This is a genomic window from Halomonas garicola (genome assembly GCF_055382465.1).
This window is the reverse complement of sequence record NZ_AP043931.1, coordinates 583771-604535: the sequence shown is the minus strand read 5'-3', so window position 1 is coordinate 604535 and position 20765 is coordinate 583771. Positions and strand designations below refer to the sequence as shown.

The window sequence follows — 20765 nt, the reverse complement described above, 5'->3', positions numbered from 1 at the left end:
CGCCATTACCGTAGCCCCAAAGAGAACGCAGATGAACGCAGCCAGTCACGATCCCCAGGTCGTTGTGGAAGTGCTAACCGAGGCGCTTCCCTATATTCAGCAGTTTTCCGGCAAGACCGTGGTCGTCAAGTACGGCGGCAACGCCATGACCGAAGACACCCTGATCGACTCCTTCGCCCGCAACATCGTGCTGATGAAGGAAGTTGGCATCAATCCGGTGGTGGTTCACGGCGGCGGCCCGCAGATCGGCGAGCTGCTGGGCAAGCTCAACATCGAATCGCGCTTTATCAACGGCATGCGCGTCACCGACGATGAAACCATGGACGTCGTTGAGATGGTGCTCGGCGGGCTGGTCAACAAAAGCATCGTCAACCTGATCAACCAGTGCGGCGGCAAGGCCATCGGCGTGACCGGCAAGGACGGCGCCCAGATCCGCGCCCGCCAGCTCCAGGTCAAGCCCCAGGAGCCCGAACACAGAGCCTCGGAAATCATCGATATCGGCCACGTCGGCGAGGTGGAGTCGATCTCCACCGACCTGATTGAAATGCTCGCCGCCCGGGACTTCATCCCGGTGATCGCCCCCATCGGCGTCGACGACAGCGGCAAGAGTTACAACATCAACGCCGATCTGGTGGCCGGCAAGGTGGCCGAGGCGCTCGCCGCCGAAAAGCTGATGCTGCTGACCAACGTCGCCGGGCTTTTGAACGCCGACGGCGAGGTGATGACCGGGCTTGCCACGGAGCAGGTCGACGCGTTGATTGCCGACGGCACCATCCACGGCGGCATGCTGCCCAAGATCCGCTGCGCGCTGAACGCGGTCAAGGGCGGCGTGCAGAGCGCGCACATCATCGACGGCCGCGTTCCCCATGCGGTACTGCTGGAAATCTTCACCAATGCCGGGGTGGGTACGCTGATTACCGATACCGAATAAGGGCCAGGGAGGGCACGAGCATGAGCGGGAAACCCAAGCCAAATCGCCACGAGCAGATTCTTCAGGCGCTCGCCCAGATGCTGGAAGACGACCGCGGCAAGCGCATTACCATCGCCGCGCTGGCTCAGCAGGTGGGCGTATCGGAGGCCGCGCTGTACCGCCACTTCCCCAGCAAGGCGCGCATGTATGAAGGCCTGATCGACTTTATCGAGCAGAGCCTTTTTACCCGGGTCACCCGGATCACCGCTGAGGTGCCCGACGCCGAGGGCCGCTGCGGCGCCGTTGTCTCGCTTTTGCTGGGCTTTGCGGAAAAGAATCCCGGGCTTGCCCGGGTCATGGGTGGCGATGCGCTGACCGGCGAAACCGCCCGGCTGCGCCTGCGCATCCACCAGCTGTTCGAGCGCCTCGAGCTTGCGCTCAAGCAGACGCTGCGCGAGGCCGAGCTTAACGAAGGCCGCCGCCCCGGCATCCCCGCCGCCGCGGCGGCCAACCTGCTCATGGCCCACGCCGAAGGGCGGATCTCCCAGTACGTGCGCAGCGACTTCAAGCACCTGCCCACCGCCTACTGGGACGACCAGTGGGCGCTGCTCTCGGCCAGGCTCATGCAGCCGGCGGCGCGAAGCGCTTAAGCCCTCTCCGCCCTGGGCCAACTTCTAGGGTCTGTTGACGTTTCATGGCAGGGGTATTGGCAGGATAGGGGCAAGCTCACAGAATAAAGGTTCCTAAGCCAACAAACTGCAAGCCTGCCATGCCCCGACAAATGCTCACGGATGAACACTGGCCGAAGCTGAAATCTATCCTGCTTCAACAAGGTATTTATGACAAGACCGATCTGCGTACCACGGTGGAAGGCATCCTTTATCGGATGCGAACCGGCTGCCCGTGGCGGGACCTACCGGAGGCGTTTGGCCCCTGGAACACGGTCTACAAGCGCTTCAACGCCTGGTCAGCGAGTGGAAAGCTGATGAGGATTTTCATCTCTCTGGTGGAAGATCCTGATGTCGAGTGGCTATTTATTGATGGTTCCTACGTCAAGGCTCACCAAGATAGCACTGGGGCTGCCACGGAAGATGCAGAAGCCATTGGCAAAAGTCGTGCAGGCAATACCAGCAAGATCCACTTGGCCGTGGATGCTTATGGGTTGCCGATCGCCTTCAGAATAACCGGGGGTGAAGTGCACGACAGCACGGAAGCCCAGGCATTGATTGACGGTTTGCCGGCAGGTGACGCGCTGGTGGCTGACAAAGGCTATGACAGTGAACGTATCCGTGAGCAGGTCGAAGCCAAAGGAATGGCTGCCGTCATTCCACGCAGGCGTAACTCGAAAAAAGGAAATGCCAATCTGGACAGAGGGTTATATCGCTACCGGCATCTGGTTGAGAATGCCTTTGCTCGATTGAAACCGTATCGCGCCATTGCGACGCGCTACGATAAGCTCAAACGAAATTACGAAAGCATGGTGGCCTTGGCATGCGGCTTTTTATGGCTACCAATGTGAAACGTCAACAGGCCCTAGCGCCTTCGTTGGCCCTTTCACGCTTTTCCTCCCCCTCATGTAATTGGGTAGGGGCCGGAGTTACCCCCGGCGCCCTCCCACACCCCCGTACGTACCGTTCGGTATACGGCGGTTCATGAAGAACGGCTAAGCCCTCTTACCGTATCGAGTACCGAGATCAGGCCCTGCCGGTCGAACCACTTGCGTGGCAGGGCCTGATTCATGTGCGAGGCGCCGGCATTCCACCAGGGACCTCGTCCATTCCCCGCTGACTTCCAGGCACGTTGGCTACCCAGACCCAGCGCCAGAAGCTTGCGGCGCCGAGTTTTCGGACGTTTCCATTGCCGCCAGATCACGCAGCGCAGTCGGCGACGTATCCAGCTATCCAGCGCTTCCAAGGGGCGCTTCACGTCGACGAGACTGAAGTAGCTGGCCCAGCCCCGCAGGACGGGAGCCAGCTCTTGGGTGATACGCCGAATGTTGCGCCCCCTGCCGCGCTTGAGGATATCGCGGACACGCTGCATCAGGCGCTGCAGGCTGGCCTTGGCGATGGTCAACTTCGGCAGCCTGTGCCGAGTCAGCGTATAGCCCAGATACCCCCGGTTCCACGGCCGGTCCACCGCGCTCTTGTCGTGATTGACCGTCAGCCGGAGCGAATTCTCGAGAAAATCACTCAGGCTGGCCATCAGCAGGTCGTGATTCACTCGGTCGAAGAAGGCTTTCAGGTCGAGGTCGACCACCCAACGGTGGCCGGCGGTGACGTGAGCCTTCATGGCCGAGGCGGCCTGCTGGATCAGCCGGTCGCTGACCGTGGGGATGCCGAGCTGGCGTGTCCCGCCCTTGGGCTTGGGGATCTCGACGGCTCGAACTGGACTGGGGTAGTACTCTCCGGCCAGCAGCCGCTCGCGCAGCGTCGGCCAGTATTGCTTCAGGTGATCGGCCAGCTGGTCCACCGGCATGCCATCGGCACCCGGTGCCCCCTGGTTGGCGACCACCCGACGGCAAGCCTGCTGCATGTTGTCGGTGGCGACCACCGCTTCCATGAGCGAGGCGGGCTCCGCGTTCGTCCACGATGACGACGCCGGGACCGTCTCGACGCCCACCGGCTGGAGCTCGGAGTACTGCCCCTGCCCCTCTGGGTGGGTGACGGTATTAGCGCCAGTTGCTGTCTTCATGATCGGTCCTCGAGACGTCATCGCCTACTCGCGGTTCTTCATGTGCGGCCCTTGGTGCCGCGGTGAACCGGCACGTGCTATGGCCTCTGCTGACGTCTGGCGGTCCATCCCGTCGCCTTTCGACGCCGGTAGCACCGTGGCAGACCGCCAGACCTCCCAGGGTAAGACGCGCGACCTTCCTCCCATCTACCCGCCGCATTTACCTCCACACCTTCCGGATGGCTATTGGGCTTCGAGTCTCATTGCCCTCTCGCCCAGATGTGGCTGCCTCATATGCGATTCCTGTTCGTCGGGCCGGGAGTTTGCCTTCAGCTTCCTTCAGATTCCGCCTCGCGGCGGACACCCTTGCTGTTCGGCTAGCGGTTTCCGCTATCAGGGTCCGCAGGGGACTTTCACCCCCAAGTCATCCCGAGGCACCACCCTCGGGAACAGCTCCTATCGGTGCTACGCGCCATGCCTGGCGCACAATAAAAACGGCGCCCGAGACGGGCGCCGTTTTGCGGTGGGCTTACTACCTATTTGCTATCGGCTTTGCGCCAGGCTCAGGCGAAGATCGTATCGCCCATTTTATGCCGCAGCTTTTTCATGGCGTTTTTTTCCAGCTGGCGGATGCGCTCGGCGGAGATGCCGTAAACGTCGGCCAGGTCGTGCAGCGTGGACTTGTGCTCGGCCAGCCAGCGGCGCTGGAGAATGTCCCGGGAGCGCGCGTCCAGCCCACGCAGGGCGGACTGCAGCCGCTGCGAGGCGTCCTGCTCGTAGTCGCTGTCTTCCAGCTGGGTAGCCGGGTCGGCGGCTTCGTCGTTGAGGAAGTTGACCGGTGCCCGGTACGCGCTGGCGCTGTCCTCGTCCTCGCCCGGCGAAGCATCAAAGCCTGCGTCAAACGACGACAGCCGCCCTTCCATGTCGCGCACCACCTCGGGTTTGACGTCGAGATCCTTGGCAATCGCGCTCACTTCGTCGTTGTTGAGCCAGGCCAGACGCTTTTTCGCGCTGCGCAGGTTGAAGAACAGCTTGCGCTGGGCCTTGGTCGTCGCGATCTTGACGATGCGCCAGTTGCGCAGCACGAACTCGTGAATTTCCGCCTTGATCCAGTGTACGGCAAAGGACACCAGCCGTACCCCCTGGTTGGGATCAAAGCGCTTGACGGCTTTCATCAGCCCGACGTTGCCTTCCTGAATCAGGTCGGCCTGAGCCAGGCCGTAGCCGGAATAGCTGCGTGCGATGTGTACCACAAACCGCAGGTGCGAAAGCACCAGGCGGCGCGCCGCTTCCAAATCGCTGTCGTCGTAGAGGCGCCAGGCGAGCGCGCGCTCTTCGTCGGCGGTCAGCACCGCAATGCTGCTGACCGCGTTGATATAACCGCCCAGATCATTACCCGGAGAAAGCTGACCCACCGGTAGAAGACTGTTGCTCATGTGCAGATGGTCTCCCTGATAACCCCAATATACGTGACGCTGACTGTATGAACCCTGATACTATAACTCGTGCTATATAAAACGCAGTCGCTGTGATGGATGCCGCTGAACATAGTGGCGCTTAATATAATAGACCTCGGCGGGGTTGAAAAGTTCCGTTTCGCCCCGGCCACAGCGCGCTATCATCGTGTTTTTCGATGTTTTTAAGCGACATTAACGGCTATTCAAGAAAAGTATGCGTAGCGCAAAGGAGTTTTCCGAGCCGCATCATCGCGGCCCGATGCTTGCCAGATGCCGGCTCACCGCAACCCAGGCGCCCAGCCAGCCAAGTATGGTACTACAGGATAGAAGGATTGTAGAGCCGGCAACGCCCAGCGCCGGCAGCGTGAAAGTGGCGCCGTAGCTTGCCGCCAGCGCCTGAACCGGCAGCGCCAGCCAGTGCCCGCCGAGGGTCAAAAGCCCTAGCGCCAGCACCCCGCCGCCCAGGCCATACCAGGCGCCGCTGTACAGAAACGGCCGGCGCACAAAGGCGTGGGTGGCGCCGATCAGCGTGACCACTTCAATCTCCCGCCGCCGGCTTTCCACCGCCAGGCGGATGGTGTTGCCCACCACCAGCAGCACGCCCAGGCTAAACAGCATCCCCAGCGCCAGGGTGATCCGCCGGCCAAGCTCGGCCAGATGGCGCAGGCGCTCGACCCAGGCGAGGTCCAAGCGCACTTCGTCGACGCCGGAAACCTCGCCCAGCCGGGCGGCGAGCGCCTCCATGGCCTCCGGCGAAGCGTCCTTCGGCGTCACCACGATGCTTGCCGGCAGCGGGTTGTCCTCGAGGCCGTCAAGGGCATCGTCGAGCCCCAGCGACTGCTGAAAGTCGGCCATGCCCTGCTCGGCGCTGATCAGCCGGGTTTGCTGCACGGCGGTATCCGCGGTCACCGCCTGCTCGACGCGCCCGGCCTCCTCGGCGGCGACGCGGGGCTCGAGGTAAACCGTCAGGGTGGCGCCGTCGTCCACCTCGGCGTCGAGCAGGCGTGCCCCGGACAGCGTCAGCCACAGCGCGGCGGGTAGCACCAGCGCGATAGCAATGGCCAGCATGGTCAAAAGGCTGCCCACGGGGTGGCGCACCAGCCGTCGGCTGCTGTCCAGCGCCATGGCGCGGTGGTGCCGGCCCCAGGCGCGAAAGCGGCTGGAAGCCCCCGGCCCCGCCGCCGCTGAGCCGGCTGCCCGGGGCGGCGGGGCGTTCGCAGCGGCCTTGGCCTGGGCGCCCCGGCGCGGCGTAGCGGCCCGGCTGCGGGACGTCGCACCCGGTTTGCGCGGTGTGTTCATCGTGCCCCCTCGTCGGCCACCAAGCGTCCGTCGGCGAGGCGCAGCATGCGATGGCGCAGCCGGGTAATCAGCGCCAGGTCGTGGCTGGCAATCATCACCGTGGTACCGATGCGGTTAAAGTCTTCAAACAGCGCCATGATATCCGCCGACAGCTGCGGGTCGAGGTTACCGGTCGGCTCGTCTGCGAGCAGCAGGGCCGGCTTGTTGACCACAGCCCGGGCAATGCCCACGCGCTGCTGCTCGCCGCCGGAAAGCTCAATGGGGATCGCACGCTCGCGGTGCAGCAGGCCGACCTTGTCCAGCGCCGCCCGCACTCGGCGCGCCGACTCCCGGGGCGGCGCGCCCTGAATTTCCAGCGGCAGCGCCACGTTATGAAAGATGGAGCGATCGAAAAGCAGCTGGTGATCCTGAAATACCACGCCGATCTGGCGGCGATAAAACGGCACCTGGCTTGCGTGCAGCCGAGCGATATCGTGGCCGGCCACCACCACGCGCCCTCGGCTTGGGCACTCAAGCCGCATGACCAGGCGCAACAGCGAGCTTTTGCCGGCGCCGGAGTGGCCGGTGAGAAACACCATTTCGCCCCGCCTGACGTGAAAACTCAGGTGGGACAGCGCCTCGAAGCGCCCGCCGTAGCGCTTGCCCACGCGCTCGAAGGCGATCATCCGCGGGCGTCGTCGTCCGGACGATCAAACAGCGCGCTGACAAACTCCCGGGCGACAAAGGGGCGCAGGTCGTCCAGGGTTTCACCCACGCCGATAAAGCGAATTGGCGTTTCCAGCTGGTTGGCCAGGGCAAAAATCACCCCGCCCTTGGCGGTGCCGTCGAGCTTGGTCAGCGTAATGCCGGTCACCGGCACCGCTTCGTTGAAGGTGCTGGCCTGGCTGATGGCGTTCTGACCGGTGCCGGCATCCAGCACCAGCATGACTTCGTGGGGGGCGGTCGCATCAAGCTTCTGCATGACCCGATGGACCTTTTTCAGCTCTTCCATCAGCGGCCCCTTGTTGTGCAGCCGCCCGGCGGTATCGGCAAGGACGACGTCCACGCCGCGGGATTTGGCCGCGGCAACGGCATCGTAGACCACCGAGGCGCTGTCGGCCCCGGTGTGCTGGGCGATGACCGGAACGCCGTTGCGCTCGCCCCACACCTGGAGCTGCTCTACCGCGGCGGCGCGGAAAGTGTCCCCGGCGGCGAGCATTACGCTCTTGCCCTCGCGCTGGAAGCGCTGGGTAAGCTTACCGATAGTGGTGGTCTTGCCCACGCCGTTGACCCCGACCACAAGAATCACAAAGGGACCGTCGCCGGATTTCTCCAGGCTCAGCGGGGTAGCGACGGGCTCCAGCATGGCGGCAAGCTCTTCCTGAAGACCCTGGTACAGCGCCTGAGGGTCGCTGATTTCCTTGCGCGACACCCGCGCTTCCAGCCGCTCGATAATCGTGGTCGTGGCCTCGATCCCCACGTCGGCCATGAGCAGCTGAGTCTCAAGATCCTCCAGCAGCTCGTCGTCGATCTGTTTTTTACCCAGAAAGAGATCGGCCACGCCGTCGGTAAAGTTGGCCCGGGTTTTCCCCAACCCCGCCTTGATGCGCGAAAGCCAGCCCTTTTTCTCCGGACGGTCGGCGGGAGCCGGCTGAGGTTCGGGTTCGGGTTCGGGTTCGGGTTCGGGTTCGGAAACAGGCTCCGGCGCCGGCGCGGCCTGCGCATCAGCGGCCGGCTCGGAGGTCGACGCCGGCTCGGCGTCGGGCGCCAACTCGGCCTCAGGATCCGGCTTGGCCTCGGCTTCGGGGACCGGCGTCGCGTCGAGGTCACCGGCATGGCTTTCCTGACGAACGCCACCCTCTTCATCAGCGGGCGGCGCGGGGGCTTCGTCGGCCTCATCCGGCGCCGGCTGCCGGTCAAGCGCGCTGTCGTCTTCGGGCACCGTTTCGCGGTTATCGTGTTTCTTCTTGCGCTTTAAAAAACCAAACATGGGCACTAACTTCCGCACAGAGCATGATAAAAAGAAGGTAAAAAACGATCGCCGACGGGATCCGGGCGGCCAGGCTGGCCTCTATCCTACCACCGCCCATCAAGACTTTGGACACGCGGGGCGCTACAATCCCCGCCCATGAAACGAAAACGCTCCTCGCGTTCGGGCCGCCCGGACGCCAGACACGCCGCCGCCCGCCAGGGCGGCAAGCTGCGGGTGATCGGCGGCGAGTTTCGCCGTCGCCAGCTGCCCGTGCCCGACCGCCCGGGGCTGCGCCCGACGCCTGACCGCGTGCGCGAAACTCTGTTCAACTGGCTGGGCCAAACGCTTGCTGGCGAACGCGTGCTCGACGCCTTTGCCGGCACCGGGGCGCTGGGTATCGAGGCGCTGTCGCGCGGGGCTACGCAGGTGACGTTCATCGAGCAGGACGGCCGCGCCGCGACCCAGCTGGAGCGCAACCTGGCCACCCTCAAGGCCCTCGGCGGCCGGGTGCTGAGCGTTGACGCCCGGGCGTTTCTCGCCGCCGGCAACGCCGGCGAGCCCTTTGACCTGGTGCTGCTCGACCCGCCCTTTCACCAGGGCTGGATCACCCCCTGCTGCGCCGCGCTTGAGCGCGGCGGCTGGCTGGCGGAAGGCGCGCGGATTTACCTGGAGGCGGAAGCCACCCTGACGCCGGCAGTGCCCGGCAGCTGGCTGCTGCACCGGCAGGCCGGCGCCGGCGACACCACGGCGCGGCTCTATCAGCGCCTTAGCCCCAGCCACCCGAATTAAGCCGTCAACAGGTCTGCGAGGGGGCGCTATGAATCCATCTCTGGCGTAGAACCCCCTCTTCGACCTGCTCCCGGCTCCTCCGGACATAGCCCACTGCAACTGCTCTACCGAGAGATCACAGCTTGCCGCCGCGCCGCCCGGGCGTTACGCTCAGGCGCTGGCCCAGACCAGCCTTGTCTATTTGTTTATTGTCGGAGAGATCCATGAGCCAGGAACTGTTCAATCAGCTCGAGCAAAAAGTTACCGCCACGGTAGAGGCGCTCGAGCTTTCCAAGCTGGAAAACGACGAGCTGCGCGAAGAAAACCAAACGCTCAAGCAGGAGCGTGAAGAGTGGGAGCGCCGGCTCAACGGCCTGCTGCAGAAATTCGACGACTCCAGCAGCAGCAGCTAACGGCTCGCGGCCTGAGCGCCGAAGGCGCGCGACATCAGCAGCGCATCTTCCCGCCCGCTGCCGGCGGCCGGAGACAGGGGCGGATAGTAGTCCCGACGCCGCCCGTCCACGCCAAAGCCGTGGCGCTTATAAAGCGCAATGGCGGCGGCGTTGCCGGCGCGCACTTCCAGCAGCAGGCGCTCGCTCTGCCAGTGCCCGGCCGCCTCACAAGCGGCGCGCACCAGCGCATCCCCGACGCCCCGGCCACGATAGTCGGGCACAACGCCTAGCGCCTGGATTTCGGCGTCAAACGGCAGCCGCGCCAACCAGAGATAGCCGGCCAGTAAAGGCGCCTGCCCGGAAGCGCCGGCGGCCATGACGCCCAGTACCCGACCGTCTTTCGTTTCCATGGCCTCGCACAGGGCGGCTGCCACGGCACCGCTGCCGGCAATGCTGCCCCCTGACATGACGTTGCCGGCATCGCGGGCGCTGAGCGTCTCGACCCGCCATGGCGCACACTTTTGCGCTCCGTTTTCAGCCATCGGCCGTTTCCTTGCGCCACTGCGCGCCCAGCGCCGCCAGCGCCGGCCATAGATCGCGCTTGGCCGCCCCGTCTTCCAGCAGCGTCTCAAGGGCCGGCCCCTGCCACAGCGGCAGCGATAGGGCCTGGGAGACGGCCCGGCCGCGCTCCTCTTCCGGGGCCAGCACCCGGGCAAGCGGCGAGGCGTCATCCCCGCCCCACCACAGCACTCGGGTCGGCTTCCAGCCGTTGCGGCTTGCCGCGCCGTCGACAAAGGCGCAGAGCCCCTCCCGGGCTTCTTCAAGCGGCGCTTCCGGCGCGGGGCCGCCGACAAGCGGCGGCCAGCTCAGGGTGTGCCAGGCCGAGAGGCTGGCCACATCGATACCCGCCGCGCGGCAGAGATTGCTAAGCAGCCGGCGCGCGGCGTCCCCCGGCTCGCCTTCGTGCAGGCTTAGCCAGCGCCCGCCAAGGCATACGCAGGACAGCGTAAAGCGCAGCGGCGCGGCGGGGGCAGCGGGCGCCTTCGGCGGCGCTTCTACCGGCGCCGAAGGCGGGGCCGGGCGCTCCTCATTCAGCAGCGCCTTGAGCGCGGCGGGGTTAGCCGAGGGCTCGGCCGGCGGCGCCGCCCGGCGGCTGGCTTCAACCTGCTGGGCATCGTCAAGCAGCGCGTGCAGGCGCTTTCCCGGCGACTCGGGCTCCGGCGGCGCATCGTCCCACTCGCAGGCCTGGGTGGCCAGCGCGTTGGGCAGGCGGTAGCGCGACGCGTAGGCGGTAATGCCCATGGCGTCGAGATACTGCCGGCGAACGACCTCCGGATTCACTTGCCGCCGCCGCGACAGTCCGGGGAGTCCGGGCGTTCGCCGCCCCGGGCCTCCCACTCCTCCGGGGTATAAAGGTGCAGCGCCAGCGCGTGCACCGGCCCCGACATCTCGTCGGCCAGCAGCTTGTACACCTGCTGGTGGCGCTTGACCGGCAGCAGGCCGTCAAACCGCTCGCTGACCAGCGTGACCTTGAAGTGGGTTTCGGAGTTGGGCGGCACGCTGTGCCGATGGCTTTCGTTTTCCACCTCGAGCACCGTGGGTGAAAGCGCCTTGAGCTTTTGCCCGATCTGTTCCTGCAGTGTCACAGTGACCTCCTTGGCTGACTCGACAACGTCCGGCCGCAACGACGCCGCCGGAAGCGACAAAGCCAATTGTACGCGCTTATGCGACGCGCGACGATGTGCGCTCCTGCATGGCGCGCCGCGCCAGCGGAATGCGCGCGGCGCTGACGACAAGCGAGAGCAGCGAAGTCACCGCCCCAGCCACAGCGTCACCTGCACGGCAAGCCCCAGCGCCAGCACCGCGCCCACCAGCGCCACCCCAAGCGACTGGCCCACGGTGCGCGTGGTGCTCATCACTCCGGACACGTTGGCGCTGCGCGCGGCGGGGAGGCTGGCCATCATTTCGCGGTTGTTGGGCGGCTGAAAAAGGCCAAAACCAAGGCCGCACAGCGCCACCCGCCAGAGGCTTCCGACGATGCCGGTGTTTTCATCCACCAGCGCAAGGGCAACGAAGCCCGTGATCACCAGCACCAGGCCGGTGGTCGAGAGCACGCTGGGGTTAACGCGGTCGGCCAGGCGGCCGGCCATCGGCCCCACCACCATCAGCGCAAGCGGCCAGGGGGTAAACAGCCAGGCGGTGAGCAGCGGGCTGAAACCCATTTTTTCCTGATACAGAAACGACAGCGCGACAAACGCCAGCCCCTGGCCGATAAACGCAAGCCCCGAGGCCGACACCGCCAGGGTGAAGCGTCTTTCGTTAAACAGGTAAAGCGGCAGCAGCGGGTACGGCGCCCGGCGCTGGCGGCGGATAAACGCGGCAGCCCCCGCCAGCGCCGCGGCGCCAAACCCGGCCCACTGCCAAAGCGGCGCGCGATGGCCGATAGCGTCCATGGTGAGAAACAGCCCGGCGAGCGTGAGCATGGAAAAAAGCGCGCCGGGAAGATCGAAGCTACCCTGGCGCGGCGCCTCTTTGGGCAGCGCGCGATAGGCAAACAGCAGGGAGACGAGCCCCAGCGGCACGTTGAGGGCAAAGAGCCAGGGCCAATGGGTGAACGACAGCATCAGCCCGCTAAGCGTGGGGCCGGCGGCGTAGCCCCCGCCCACCACCAGCGCGGAGAGGCCCAAAGCGCTGCCCAGCAGCCTTGAAGGGAAAATCAGCCGGTAGAGAGAGGCGCCGATGGATAGCGTCGCCGCCGCTCCCAACCCCTGCAGCGCGCGAAACGCCAGCAGGAGCTCAAGGTGTCGCGACAGCGCCGAGCCAAGCGCGGCGAGCACGAAGGTGCCCAGCCCGAACAGATAGATCCGCCGGCGGGTTACAAGCTCGCTTAAGGCCGCAAAGACCAGCAGAAAAGCGGCGCTGACCACCTGGAAAATCGTGGTCACCCACACCACGTCGGCGGACGCCACCTCAAGATCGGCGGCAATGGAGGGCAGCGCGAGATTGATCATGGTGGTATCCACCACCGCCATCAGCGTGCCGCTGACCAGCGCCAGTACGGCAAGCAAGCGCTCCGGGCCGGGCAGGCCGTCGTCGCCTTCGCGCGTTTCAAACAGCCACATGGGAAAGTCCTCGGGGGAACACAGCAAAACCGGCCGCAGCCGGTTTTATCTACGCTGGCGCTGCCCCGTTACGGGCGCCTGGTCTACGGGCAGCTAGTCGGGATCGTTGTCGAGCAGCAGCGCATCGTCCACTTCGGAGATTTCCAGCGCCGTCTCGTCGTCAAGATCTACCGCCAGGAAGCTGTGCTCGATGCGCAGGAAGTCCTCAAACAGCGCCCAGTCAAGGGACTCGGGCCACTGGCGCTCGTCCTCTTCCCAGGCGCGCAGCTCGATTTCAAAAATCTCCACGTAGCGCTCGCGGATGTAGGCATTCAGCGCTTCGGGCGTGTCCATTTCGGGAATCAGGTAGACGGTGCTCTCACGGTCAACGTCGTCAAGCGTCAGGTCATCGTCTCCCATGGTGGGCTCGAGCGCGTTGATCCAGTCCACGAATTCCTGGGTCGGCCGAACGCTCAGGGCGGAGCGGTTAAGCAGTTTCATGGGGTTCTCCTCACAGAACGATGCCTCACGGGACGATCACAGGCATGCAAACGGAAACATTATGGGCGTTTGCGCGCCGACTTGCCAACGCCCGGCACTGCCTATTGCCGGGCTCAGCTCACGCTTCCGCTTCCGGGCGCATGGCCGGGAACAGCAGCACGTCGCGGATGGAGGGGCTGTCGGTAAACAGCATCACCAGCCGGTCGATGCCGATGCCCTCGCCCGCCGTGGGCGGCAGGCCGTACTCCAGCGCGCGCACGTAGTCGGCGTCGTAGTACATGGCTTCCAGGTCGCCGGCGTCCTTCTCCGCCACCTGCTCCCTGAAGCGCTCGGCCTGGTCTTCGGCGTCGTTGAGCTCGGAGAAGCCGTTGGCGATCTCGCGGCCGCCGACGAAAAACTCGAAGCGGTCGGTGACGAAGGGGTTGGCGTCGTTGCGCCGGGCCAGGGGGCTGACCTCGGCCGGGTATTCGATGATGAAGGTGGGCTGATCGAGCCGGGGCTCGGCCACCTCTTCAAAAATTTCCGTCTGCAGCTTGCCAAGCCCCCAGCTGTCTTTGGCCGGAATGCCCAGCTTGCCGGCCAGCGCCCGGGCCGCCTCGGGGGAATCCAGGTCGGCCGCGGTGATGCCGTCGCCGTGGCGGAGAATGGCGTCGCGCAGGGTGAGCCGATCAAACGGCTTGCCAAAGTCGTACGCCTCGCCCTGGTAGGTCACCGTGGTGGTGCCCAGCACTTTTTCTGCGGTGGTGCGCAGCATGGCCTCGGTGAGGTCAAGGAGGTCGTGGTAGTCGGCGTAGGCCCAGTAGAACTCGACCATGGTGAACTCGGGGTTATGCCGGGTGGAAAGCCCCTCGTTTCTGAAGTTGCGGTTGATTTCAAAGACTTTCTCGAAGCCGCCCACTACCAGCCGCTTGAGATAGAGCTCGGGGGCCACGCGCAGGTACATGTCGATATCCAGCGCGTTGTGGTGGGTCATGAACGGCCGCGCGGTGGCACCGCCGGGGATCTGCTGGAGCATGGGGGTTTCCACCTCCATGAAGCCGCGATCCTCGAAGAAGCGCCGCATGGCGCTGATGATCGCCGCCCGGGTTTCGAACACCCGGCGCGACTCCGGGTTCATGATCAGGTCCACGTAGCGCTGGCGGTAGCGGGCCTCCTGGTCGGTCAGGCCGTGAAACTTGTCCGGCAACGGGCGCAGGCTCTTGGTCAGGAGCGCGGCCTCGTTCATCTTGACGTAAAGGTCGCCCTTGCCGGACTTGTGCACCGGCCCGCGGCCGGCCACGATATCGCCGATGTCCCAGCTCTTGATATCGTCGAGCACCGCTTCCGGCAGGCCTTTCTTGTCCACGTAGAGCTGGATCTGCCCGGCCGCGTCCTGAATCACGATAAAGGGGCCGCGCTTGCGCATGATGCGCCCGGCCACCGCCGCCTGGCGGTCCAGCGTCTCGAGCTCGGCCTTGTCCCTGTCGCCCAGCGCCTCCTCCAGCTCAGCGCTCAGGCTGTCCCGGCGGAAGTCGTTGGGAAACGCGCTTTTCCCCCGGGCTTCGGCCTGCTCGCGGCGCTCGGCCAGCTTGGCGCGGCGCTCGGCGATCAGGTGATTTTCGTTGTCAAAAGACGCGTCCTGGTTGGCCATTCGGGCACCCTTGCAATATGAACCTTGAAAAGTCGATGAAGCGGAAAACGCTACAGGCCCTGCTTGAGGCTGGCGACGATAAACGGATCCAGATCGCCGTCGAGCACCTTGTCGCAGCTGCTTGACTGCACCCCGGTGCGCAGGTCCTTGATGCGCTGGTCGTCCAGCACGTAGGAGCGAATCTGGCTGCCCCAGCCGATATCTGACTTGGCGTCTTCCGCCGCCTGCTTGGCCTCGTTGCGCTTGTCCATTTCGTGCTCCCAGAGCCGGGCCCGGAGCTGCTTCATGGCAAAGTCGCGGTTGGCGTGCTGGCTGCGCTGGCTCTGGCAGGCCACTACGATCCCCGTGGGCTCGTGGGTGATACGCACGGCGGAATCGGTGGTGTTGACGTGCTGGCCGCCGGCGCCGCTGGAGCGGTAGGTATCGGTGCGCAGGTCGGACGGGTTGATGTTCACCTCGAAGCTGTCGTCCACTTCGGGGGAAACAAACACCGAGGTAAACGACGTGTGCCGCCGGCCGCCGGAGTCAAACGGGCTCTTGCGCACCAGGCGATGCACGCCGGTTTCCGAGCGCAGCCAGCCGAAGGCGTAGTCGCCCTGGACGTGAATCGTCGCCGACTTGACGCCCGCTACGTCACCCGCCGATACCTCGAGCAAGTCCGTTTTGAAGCCGTGGTGCTCGGCCCAGCGCAGGTACATGCGCAGCAGCATGTTGGCCCAGTCCTGGGCTTCAGTACCGCCGGAGCCGGACTGGATGTCGAGATAGGCGTTATTTTCGTCCATTTCGCCGGAAAACATCCGCCGGAACTCGAGCTTCTCCAGACGCGCCTGCATGGCGTTAAGCTCCTTGCAGACCTCGTCCACCGTGTCCTGGTCGTCTTCCATCTCGGCAAGCTCCAGCAGGTCTTCGCTGTCACCCAGGCTCTGTTCGAGCGTGTCGATGGTGGAGACGATGGTATCCAGCGACGCGCGCTCCTTGCCCAGTTTCTGGGCGCGCTCCGGATCGCTCCAGACGTCGGGATCCTCAAGCTCTCGGGTTACTTCTTCCAGCCGATCCTTGCGTTCAGCATAGTCAAAGATACCCCCTAAGAATGCCTGTCCGCTCCGACAGATCCTTGATTTGTTGATGGATCGGGTTAGTTTCCAACATGGATTCGCCCCAGCTGTATGTCGTTGGCAAAACCGGCATTGTAGCGAAACCCTGAGCGCACCGCATCCATCGCCGCCAAGGCGGAAAGAAAAACCCGGCCTGATGGCCGGGTTGCGGGGGCTTTTCGCCAGCGTTTAGAAGCGGTAGGTCAGCTGGGCGCCAAAGCCGTGGGCTTCGTTTTTGTAGTCGGCGCTGTAGTTCGACGTCACCGGGGGCGTTTGCTGGCCGGCCACGGTGAAGCTGTCGGTCTTGGTCTGGCTGATTTCCGTGCGCCGCTCGGTGAGGTAGGAATACGCCACGTCGACGGTCAGATCATCCACGGGCGTCCAGCCCGCGCCCAGCGAGAAGATCCGCCGGTCGTCGGACGGAATGCGCACGCTGCGGTGCTCATCGCTTGTCGGCGTGGAATCCAGCGTCAAACCGGCGCGCAGGGCAAGCGCCGGCGTTAGCTGATACTCGCCGCCGGTGGCAAACGCCCAGGCGTTGGAATAGTTCTGCGTCTCGTTGGTCACCTCCCCGCGGTCGGCGCCCTCGACCAGGATCCGCTCGAACTGGCTCCAGCGCGTCCAGGAAGCGCCGAACATCAGCTTGAGCTTTTCGCTCATCTGCTGGGTCACGGAGAAGTTGACGGTTTCCGGCGTGGTCAGATCAAGGGTGGCATCGTCGGTCACGGTGCCGATACCCAGCTGGTCGAGCGCCGGCGACGAGGCGGTGAAATCCCCCTCCAGGGTATAATCCACCTTGGAGCGATAGGTCAGCCCCAGGGTGGTTTCCGGCACCGGCTGATACATCACCCCGAGGTTATAGCCCCAGGCCTCGTCGTCGCCCTCGACCCGGGAGTCCACCTCGGCCGCGCCCAGCGGCGTCACCACCGGCACCTGGCGGCGCAGCTCGCCGTCCACGCGGTTGTAGCTGACGCCGGCACCCACCGACCACTGGTCGTTGAAGCGGTAGGACACCGTCGGCTGGGCGCTCTTGACCTCTACCGAGGTGTAATCGCCCTGGTTGCGCCCCTGAAAGCCGCCTTCGTAGTCCGTCTTGGAGCCGAACGGCGCATAGACGCCAAAGCCAAAGGCAAGCCTTTCGTTGACCGGGTGGGCATAGAAGGCAAAGGGCACAAAGGTACCCGGCACCATGTCACCCTCGTTGGAGCCCGCGACCGGCAGCGTATCGGTAGCGCCGCCGGTGGCTTGCAAAAAGGCCGGGCTGCTTTGCGACGCCCGGGCATTGCTGATGTCGGTTTTCGCCTTCAGATAGGTCCCACCCACGGAAATCTGCGCGCGGTCAAGAAACGACATCCCCGCCGGGTTGCCAAACACGATAGTGGCATCGTGGACGTTGGAGCTGCGCCCGGCGTGACCGTAGCCCTGGCCGCTCACGCTTTGCTCGTTGAGTTGAAACCCGCCTGCCTGGGCCTGCCCGGCCGTCAGCGCCGCGGCCGCCACGGCGGCCGTCAGCGCGAGGGTTGCGGTATGTCTGGCAGCACCCACGCCAACGAAGGCATCGTTATTAGCACTGGCGTTATTCGCATTAATTTTATTGGCATTGATTTTATTGGCATTGATTTTATTGACATTGTTATTCATGGCCGATCCCTTTTCCCCGAGAAGCCTACGGACGCTGCCGTAAGTGAGGCGCGCCGGCCGTTAAGCGATAAAGGCTGGCGCGGCATACGCCGGGCCGGAAAATCACCCGACTCATACGTACGTTTAACGTAGCTCCTTTTTCTCGCACCCGGCACCCGGGTTCAAGGGCAAGCGCTGATTTTGGGGCGTTTGTGGCTTATCCATTGGTCGTATGCCGGCGGGCAGGCGCTTAGCGATGCTTACCGACAAAACCGGACGACACCGGATCCGCGGCGTTGCCCCAGCGGCTGCGCATGAAGGTGATGAGCTTGGCAATCTGCTCATCGCTTAGCTTCCAGCCATAGCCGGGCATCAAGCGCTGAGTGTGCCCGGGGCCTGCGAGCGGCGTTTCAATGCCCTCCAGAATAATTCGCGCAAGCGAGCTTGGGCTGTCGGCATTGACGGTGGCATTGCCGGCAAGCGTTGGCGTGACGTCCGAATAGCCCGAGCCGTCATCGCCGTGGCAGGTAGCGCAGTATTCGTTATAAAGCTCGGCGCCGTTCTGGGTAGGCTGATCGACGTTGGTGGCCAGGCTCTCCTTGTCCGGCGCCAGCGATTTTAGATACACCGCGATGGCCAGGCGATCCTCATCGCTCAGATACTGGGTGCTATGGCGCACTACCTCCGCCATGCTCCCGGACACTGATACCTGTCCGCCCATGCCGCTTGCCAGCAGCTGGCTAATGTCGTCAACCGATAACGAGCCGATGCCCGTTTGCCAGTCGCCGCGCAGGCTAGTCGCCCACCAGCCGTCCAGCTCCGCACCGGCAAGAAAGGCGTCATCGCTTTCGTCCAGGCCTTTTTGCTGAAAACCGATGCCTCGAGGCGTGTGGCAGGAACCGCAGTGCCCGGGCCCCTGGACCAGATAGGCGCCGCGGTTCCACTCCTCCGTGCGCGACGCATCCGGCTGAAACTCGCCCTCGTCGAGATAGGCGGCTTTCCAGGCGTGCAGCGGCCAGCGCATGCTCAACGGCCAGGTAATATCGGACGGCTGGTTCTCCCGGCTGACCGGCTCAACCGCGTTCATGAAGTAGGCATAAAGCGCTTCGATATCGCCATCCGACATCTTGGTATAGCTGGTATAGGGCATGGCCGGATACAGGGGCCCGTGGGGCGACTGCCCCTCGCGCAGCGCGGCGGTAAACTGCTCGAGCGTATAGTCACCGATGCCGGTATCAGCGTCAGGAGTGATGTTGGTGGTGTAGATGTCGCCCACCGGGGTTGGCATGGCCAGGCCCCCGGCAAAGGGCTCACCGCCGGGGGCCGTATGGCAAGCGGCGCAGTCGCTCGCTTTGGCCAGGTACTCGCCATGCTCAATTTGGGCATCGCTTGCCGCCCAGGCCTGAGTGCTCAAGGCGGCGGCGATCATGAAGGTAGCAGGTTTCATCATCATTCAGCCCTCTTCACCGGTCAGTTCGTCAACGGCGCGAAACGCCTGGTCAATGGCAGCGTGCATATAGGGGCTCCAGCCGGCGTCCGAGTTGGCAATGGCTATGCGGCCATGGCGCTGACGCGCCAGCTTGATGGTGCGCTCCGCTTCGGGCGTGGTATCGAACAGGCTGGTTTCTTCATAGCTGTAGCCGTGAGACCAGCGGTTAACGGTGATGGCGCTGATTAACTCGTCAAGCTCGGCGTCCGATACTGCCAGGGTTGCCGCCAGCTGCTGGCGAACCTCGGCTTCCATATCGGCAAACGAGCGTCCCAAAAGCTCGGCCCGCCCCATACGCAGCTGCTGGCGGACGGGCAAGCCGGTATTGGCCGCAGTGGGCACCTGCACCATATGCACCACAATCGGATCGTCCGGGCCGGAGGCGTGCTCGTAGCCCCCCATGCTGACCGGATAGTCCAGCTTGACCAGGCTGTAAGGGGCCGTCGGGGCATACATGGAATGTATCCCCAGGCGCTTGAAGGCCCGCCAGTTCTTCAGCACTACCTTGGTGTACACCAGCGGCGCCTTGACGTTGCGATGCAGCGCTTCCTTTTGCCGTGCGGGCAGCGACGGCACCATGGCGGGGATCATCATGTTGTAGCAGGCCATGATGCAGTTTCTGCCCCGTACCCGCCGCAGCTCTCCCTCGTTGAGGTAGCCCACATCCACCGGCCCATCGGGGTTGTCGACCCGCACCACGGTGCTGTTCAGGCGCAGGCGAACGTCGCTGCCGGGCCGGTCCAGCTTGCCGTAGTCAAAGGTTGCCATCACCACGTCTTCCATGGTGCTGCCGGACGCCACCTCGGGGATCATGTCCCGCACCAGAAGCCGGGCCACCGAGGCATTACCGTCGGGGAAATGGTAGATGTAAGGATCATCCAGCTCGGCCTTCACGTCTTCGCCGGGCTCGGGCAGGTCCATGGCGGAAAAGCCGGGATAGCGCACCTCGTGAGCGTCGATTGCCGCAATGGCATCAACGCCGTAGCCGTAGAACTCATTGCTGGTGGAGCGGAAATACAGCAGCGCCTCGTCGCTCAGGCCGACCGTATTTTTCAGGAAATCGTAATAGCTGATGCCGGACAGGTAGTCGACTTTTTCATCCATCGACATCTGCGGTAGGTAATCCGGCGGATCCAGGTGCAGCTCGAGCAGCTCTTTCGTGGCTTCCTCCGACAAGGGAAAGTCGCGGATATAGGCCTCGAGCGAACGACCGTTGAGCAGCTCCGGGCGCAAATCATCGGCCACGCTCATTTCGGGATTGCCGCCAACAACCTTATCGACACCAAAATGCGCCTTGTCGAAGAAGACCCCACGGCTCATGCCCTGCCGGTAGTAATAGCCCCGGTCAAAGTAGGCACGAAAGCGCTCGTGCTCAACGCCGAGTGCTTCCAAGAGCCCGTTGACCTGGTCGCTGAAAAGCGAATCCGGCGACTGAAACGACTCGCTGCCGCCGTAGCTCAGCAGGGTTTGGTCGCCCACCTCGAACTCGTTGCGCTTGGCGTGGCCGCCAAAGTCATCATGATTATCAAGGATCAGGATGCTCGCGTCGGGATGGCGCTTCCGGTAGACCCAGGCTGCCGCCAGACCGCTGATGCCGGCGCCCACCACGACAAGATCGTAGGCATCCTGCACCTCCAGCCCACCCAGGGCGAAACGGTGGCCCTGGCGGGCCAGTTTGTGCGCCGCTTCAAAAGAGCCCGGATGGTTGCCCCGCATGCCCGTACGCAGGGGCGGATAGCGGTGCTCTGACTGCGGACTGGCTTTTAGCAGGCTTAGCGGCGTTGCGCCTGCGGCAATAGTGATCGCAACGCCATTTAGAAAATCCCTGCGCGTAATCGCCATGGATACCCCTTTCAAGTGGATAGAACCGCTTCCGGCCCGGT

19 protein-coding genes and 1 pseudogene are annotated in these 20765 nt (G+C 64.3%); 5 read left to right on the top strand and 15 right to left on the bottom strand.

The window, feature by feature from the left end; translation table 11 throughout:
* The first annotated feature begins 31 nt into the window (after positions 1 to 31).
* The 3 genes from argB (at position 32) to ACZ46Y_RS03180 (ending at position 2429) form a co-directional block, all read left to right on the top strand.
* Complete coding sequence (gene argB, locus ACZ46Y_RS03190) at positions 32 to 931, top strand: acetylglutamate kinase (protein WP_311957646.1); 900 nt, start codon at positions 32 to 34, stop codon at positions 929 to 931.
* Positions 932 to 951: 20 nt separating this feature from the next.
* Positions 952 to 1560 (top strand): nucleoid occlusion factor SlmA, encoded by a 609-nt coding sequence (slmA, locus tag ACZ46Y_RS03185; protein ID WP_311957648.1) that lies wholly within the window; start codon positions 952 to 954, stop codon positions 1558 to 1560.
* Positions 1561 to 1679: 119 nt separating this feature from the next.
* Positions 1680 to 2429, top strand: coding sequence for an IS5 family transposase (locus tag ACZ46Y_RS03180; RefSeq protein ID WP_311881913.1), 750 nt, complete (start codon positions 1680 to 1682; stop codon positions 2427 to 2429).
* A 131-nt stretch (positions 2430 to 2560) separates the two neighbouring features.
* Here ACZ46Y_RS03180 and ACZ46Y_RS03175 read toward each other — a convergent pair whose 3' ends face one another.
* The 5 genes from ACZ46Y_RS03175 to ftsY all read right to left on the bottom strand — a co-directional run bounded on the left by ACZ46Y_RS03175 (position 2561) and on the right by ftsY (position 8305).
* Positions 2561 to 3601 carry a group II intron maturase-specific domain-containing protein gene (locus ACZ46Y_RS03175; RefSeq protein ID WP_460540356.1) on the bottom strand — a complete coding sequence of 347 codons (1041 nt, stop codon included), beginning with the start codon at positions 3599 to 3601 and terminating at the stop codon, positions 2561 to 2563.
* A 542-nt stretch (positions 3602 to 4143) separates the two neighbouring features.
* Positions 4144 to 5016 (bottom strand): RNA polymerase sigma factor RpoH, encoded by an 873-nt coding sequence (gene rpoH / locus ACZ46Y_RS03170; RefSeq protein WP_311957423.1) that lies wholly within the window; start codon positions 5014 to 5016, stop codon positions 4144 to 4146.
* A gap of 267 nt (positions 5017 to 5283) precedes the next feature.
* Positions 5284 to 6336, bottom strand: a complete 1053-nt coding sequence (gene ftsX / locus ACZ46Y_RS03165) for a permease-like cell division protein FtsX (RefSeq protein ID WP_311957431.1) — start codon at positions 6334 to 6336, stop codon at positions 5284 to 5286.
* Complete coding sequence (gene ftsE / locus ACZ46Y_RS03160; RefSeq protein ID WP_311957434.1) at positions 6333 to 7001, bottom strand: cell division ATP-binding protein FtsE; 669 nt, start codon at positions 6999 to 7001, stop codon at positions 6333 to 6335. Before ftsE ends, ftsX begins: the two co-directional genes overlap by 4 nt.
* A complete protein-coding gene (gene ftsY, locus ACZ46Y_RS03155) occupies positions 6998 to 8305 on the bottom strand; it encodes a signal recognition particle-docking protein FtsY (RefSeq protein WP_311957435.1) in 1308 nt (435 codons plus the stop codon). The genes ftsE and ftsY overlap by 4 nt, the downstream gene beginning before the upstream one ends.
* A 138-nt stretch (positions 8306 to 8443) precedes the next feature.
* Here ftsY and rsmD point away from each other — a divergent pair, with 138 nt between their 5' ends.
* Together rsmD and zapB are read left to right on the top strand one after the other, a co-directional pair.
* Positions 8444 to 9076, top strand: coding sequence for a 16S rRNA (guanine(966)-N(2))-methyltransferase RsmD (rsmD, locus tag ACZ46Y_RS03150; RefSeq protein ID WP_311957437.1), 633 nt, complete (start codon positions 8444 to 8446; stop codon positions 9074 to 9076).
* Between the two features lie 203 nt (positions 9077 to 9279).
* A complete protein-coding gene (zapB, locus tag ACZ46Y_RS03145; protein WP_311957439.1) occupies positions 9280 to 9468 on the top strand; it encodes a cell division protein ZapB in 189 nt (62 codons plus the stop codon).
* On the opposite strand, the gene ACZ46Y_RS03140 is transcribed toward zapB, so the two are convergent.
* The 10 genes and pseudogenes from ACZ46Y_RS03140 to ACZ46Y_RS03095 form a co-directional block, all read right to left on the bottom strand.
* Positions 9465 to 9989, bottom strand: coding sequence for a GNAT family N-acetyltransferase (locus ACZ46Y_RS03140; protein ID WP_311957440.1), 525 nt, complete (start codon positions 9987 to 9989; stop codon positions 9465 to 9467). The two genes, zapB and ACZ46Y_RS03140, sit on opposite strands and share 4 nt — an antisense overlap.
* Positions 9982 to 10788: a hypothetical protein gene (locus ACZ46Y_RS03135; protein ID WP_311957441.1), complete on the bottom strand. Its 807-nt coding sequence runs from the start codon at positions 10786 to 10788 to the stop codon at positions 9982 to 9984. Before ACZ46Y_RS03135 ends, ACZ46Y_RS03140 begins: the two co-directional genes overlap by 8 nt.
* The gene (locus ACZ46Y_RS03130) at positions 10785 to 11093 is read right to left on the bottom strand and encodes a BolA family protein (RefSeq protein ID WP_311957442.1); all 309 of its coding nucleotides are present in this window, start codon (positions 11091 to 11093) and stop codon (positions 10785 to 10787) included. The genes ACZ46Y_RS03135 and ACZ46Y_RS03130 overlap by 4 nt, the downstream gene beginning before the upstream one ends.
* 76 nt (positions 11094 to 11169) lie before the next feature.
* Positions 11170 to 12569: pseudogene (locus ACZ46Y_RS03125) on the bottom strand (MFS transporter).
* Between the two features lie 93 nt (positions 12570 to 12662).
* Positions 12663 to 13049, bottom strand: coding sequence for a hypothetical protein (locus ACZ46Y_RS03120; protein ID WP_311957444.1), 387 nt, complete (start codon positions 13047 to 13049; stop codon positions 12663 to 12665).
* A gap of 118 nt (positions 13050 to 13167) precedes the next feature.
* A complete protein-coding gene (gene lysS, locus ACZ46Y_RS03115) occupies positions 13168 to 14679 on the bottom strand; it encodes a lysine--tRNA ligase (RefSeq protein WP_311957446.1) in 1512 nt (503 codons plus the stop codon).
* Positions 14680 to 14729: 50 nt separating this feature from the next.
* A protein-coding gene (prfB, locus tag ACZ46Y_RS03110) for a peptide chain release factor 2 (RefSeq protein ID WP_376717601.1) occupies positions 14730 to 15828 on the bottom strand; the annotation gives its coding sequence in 2 pieces (ribosomal slippage) (positions 14730 to 15752 and positions 15754 to 15828; 1098 coding nt in all).
* Positions 15829 to 15962: 134 nt separating this feature from the next.
* Positions 15963 to 17414: an OmpP1/FadL family transporter gene (locus ACZ46Y_RS03105; RefSeq protein ID WP_311957452.1), complete on the bottom strand. Its 1452-nt coding sequence runs from the start codon at positions 17412 to 17414 to the stop codon at positions 15963 to 15965.
* A gap of 229 nt (positions 17415 to 17643) precedes the next feature.
* A complete protein-coding gene (locus ACZ46Y_RS03100) occupies positions 17644 to 18846 on the bottom strand; it encodes a c-type cytochrome (protein WP_311957455.1) in 1203 nt (400 codons plus the stop codon).
* Positions 18847 to 20724 carry an FAD/NAD(P)-binding protein gene (locus ACZ46Y_RS03095; protein WP_311957458.1) on the bottom strand — a complete coding sequence of 626 codons (1878 nt, stop codon included), beginning with the start codon at positions 20722 to 20724 and terminating at the stop codon, positions 18847 to 18849.
* Positions 20725 to 20765: the final 41 nt, after the last annotated feature.

Coding starts and splice junctions, on each gene's coding strand:
- ftsX (WP_311957431.1), bottom strand. CDS start 6,336: ATGAACACACCGCGCAAACCGGGTGCGACGTCCCGCAGCCGGGCCGCT.
- rsmD (WP_311957437.1), top strand. CDS start 8,444: ATGAAACGAAAACGCTCCTCGCGTTCGGGCCGCCCGGACGCCAGACAC.
- lysS (WP_311957446.1), bottom strand. CDS start 14,679: ATGGCCAACCAGGACGCGTCTTTTGACAACGAAAATCACCTGATCGCC.
- ftsY (WP_311957435.1), bottom strand. CDS start 8,305: ATGTTTGGTTTTTTAAAGCGCAAGAAGAAACACGATAACCGCGAAACG.
- ACZ46Y_RS03095 (WP_311957458.1), bottom strand. CDS start 20,724: ATGGCGATTACGCGCAGGGATTTTCTAAATGGCGTTGCGATCACTATT.
- ACZ46Y_RS03105 (WP_311957452.1), bottom strand. CDS start 17,414: ATGAATAACAATGTCAATAAAATCAATGCCAATAAAATCAATGCCAAT.
- ACZ46Y_RS03100 (WP_311957455.1), bottom strand. CDS start 18,846: ATGATGATGAAACCTGCTACCTTCATGATCGCCGCCGCCTTGAGCACT.
- ftsE (WP_311957434.1), bottom strand. CDS start 7,001: ATGATCGCCTTCGAGCGCGTGGGCAAGCGCTACGGCGGGCGCTTCGAG.
- rpoH (WP_311957423.1), bottom strand. CDS start 5,016: ATGAGCAACAGTCTTCTACCGGTGGGTCAGCTTTCTCCGGGTAATGAT.
- ACZ46Y_RS03140 (WP_311957440.1), bottom strand. CDS start 9,989: ATGGCTGAAAACGGAGCGCAAAAGTGTGCGCCATGGCGGGTCGAGACG.
- ACZ46Y_RS03175 (WP_460540356.1), bottom strand. CDS start 3,601: ATGAAGACAGCAACTGGCGCTAATACCGTCACCCACCCAGAGGGGCAG.
- ACZ46Y_RS03180 (WP_311881913.1), top strand. CDS start 1,680: ATGCCCCGACAAATGCTCACGGATGAACACTGGCCGAAGCTGAAATCT.
- zapB (WP_311957439.1), top strand. CDS start 9,280: ATGAGCCAGGAACTGTTCAATCAGCTCGAGCAAAAAGTTACCGCCACG.
- ACZ46Y_RS03120 (WP_311957444.1), bottom strand. CDS start 13,049: ATGAAACTGCTTAACCGCTCCGCCCTGAGCGTTCGGCCGACCCAGGAA.
- argB (WP_311957646.1), top strand. CDS start 32: ATGAACGCAGCCAGTCACGATCCCCAGGTCGTTGTGGAAGTGCTAACC.
- slmA (WP_311957648.1), top strand. CDS start 952: ATGAGCGGGAAACCCAAGCCAAATCGCCACGAGCAGATTCTTCAGGCG.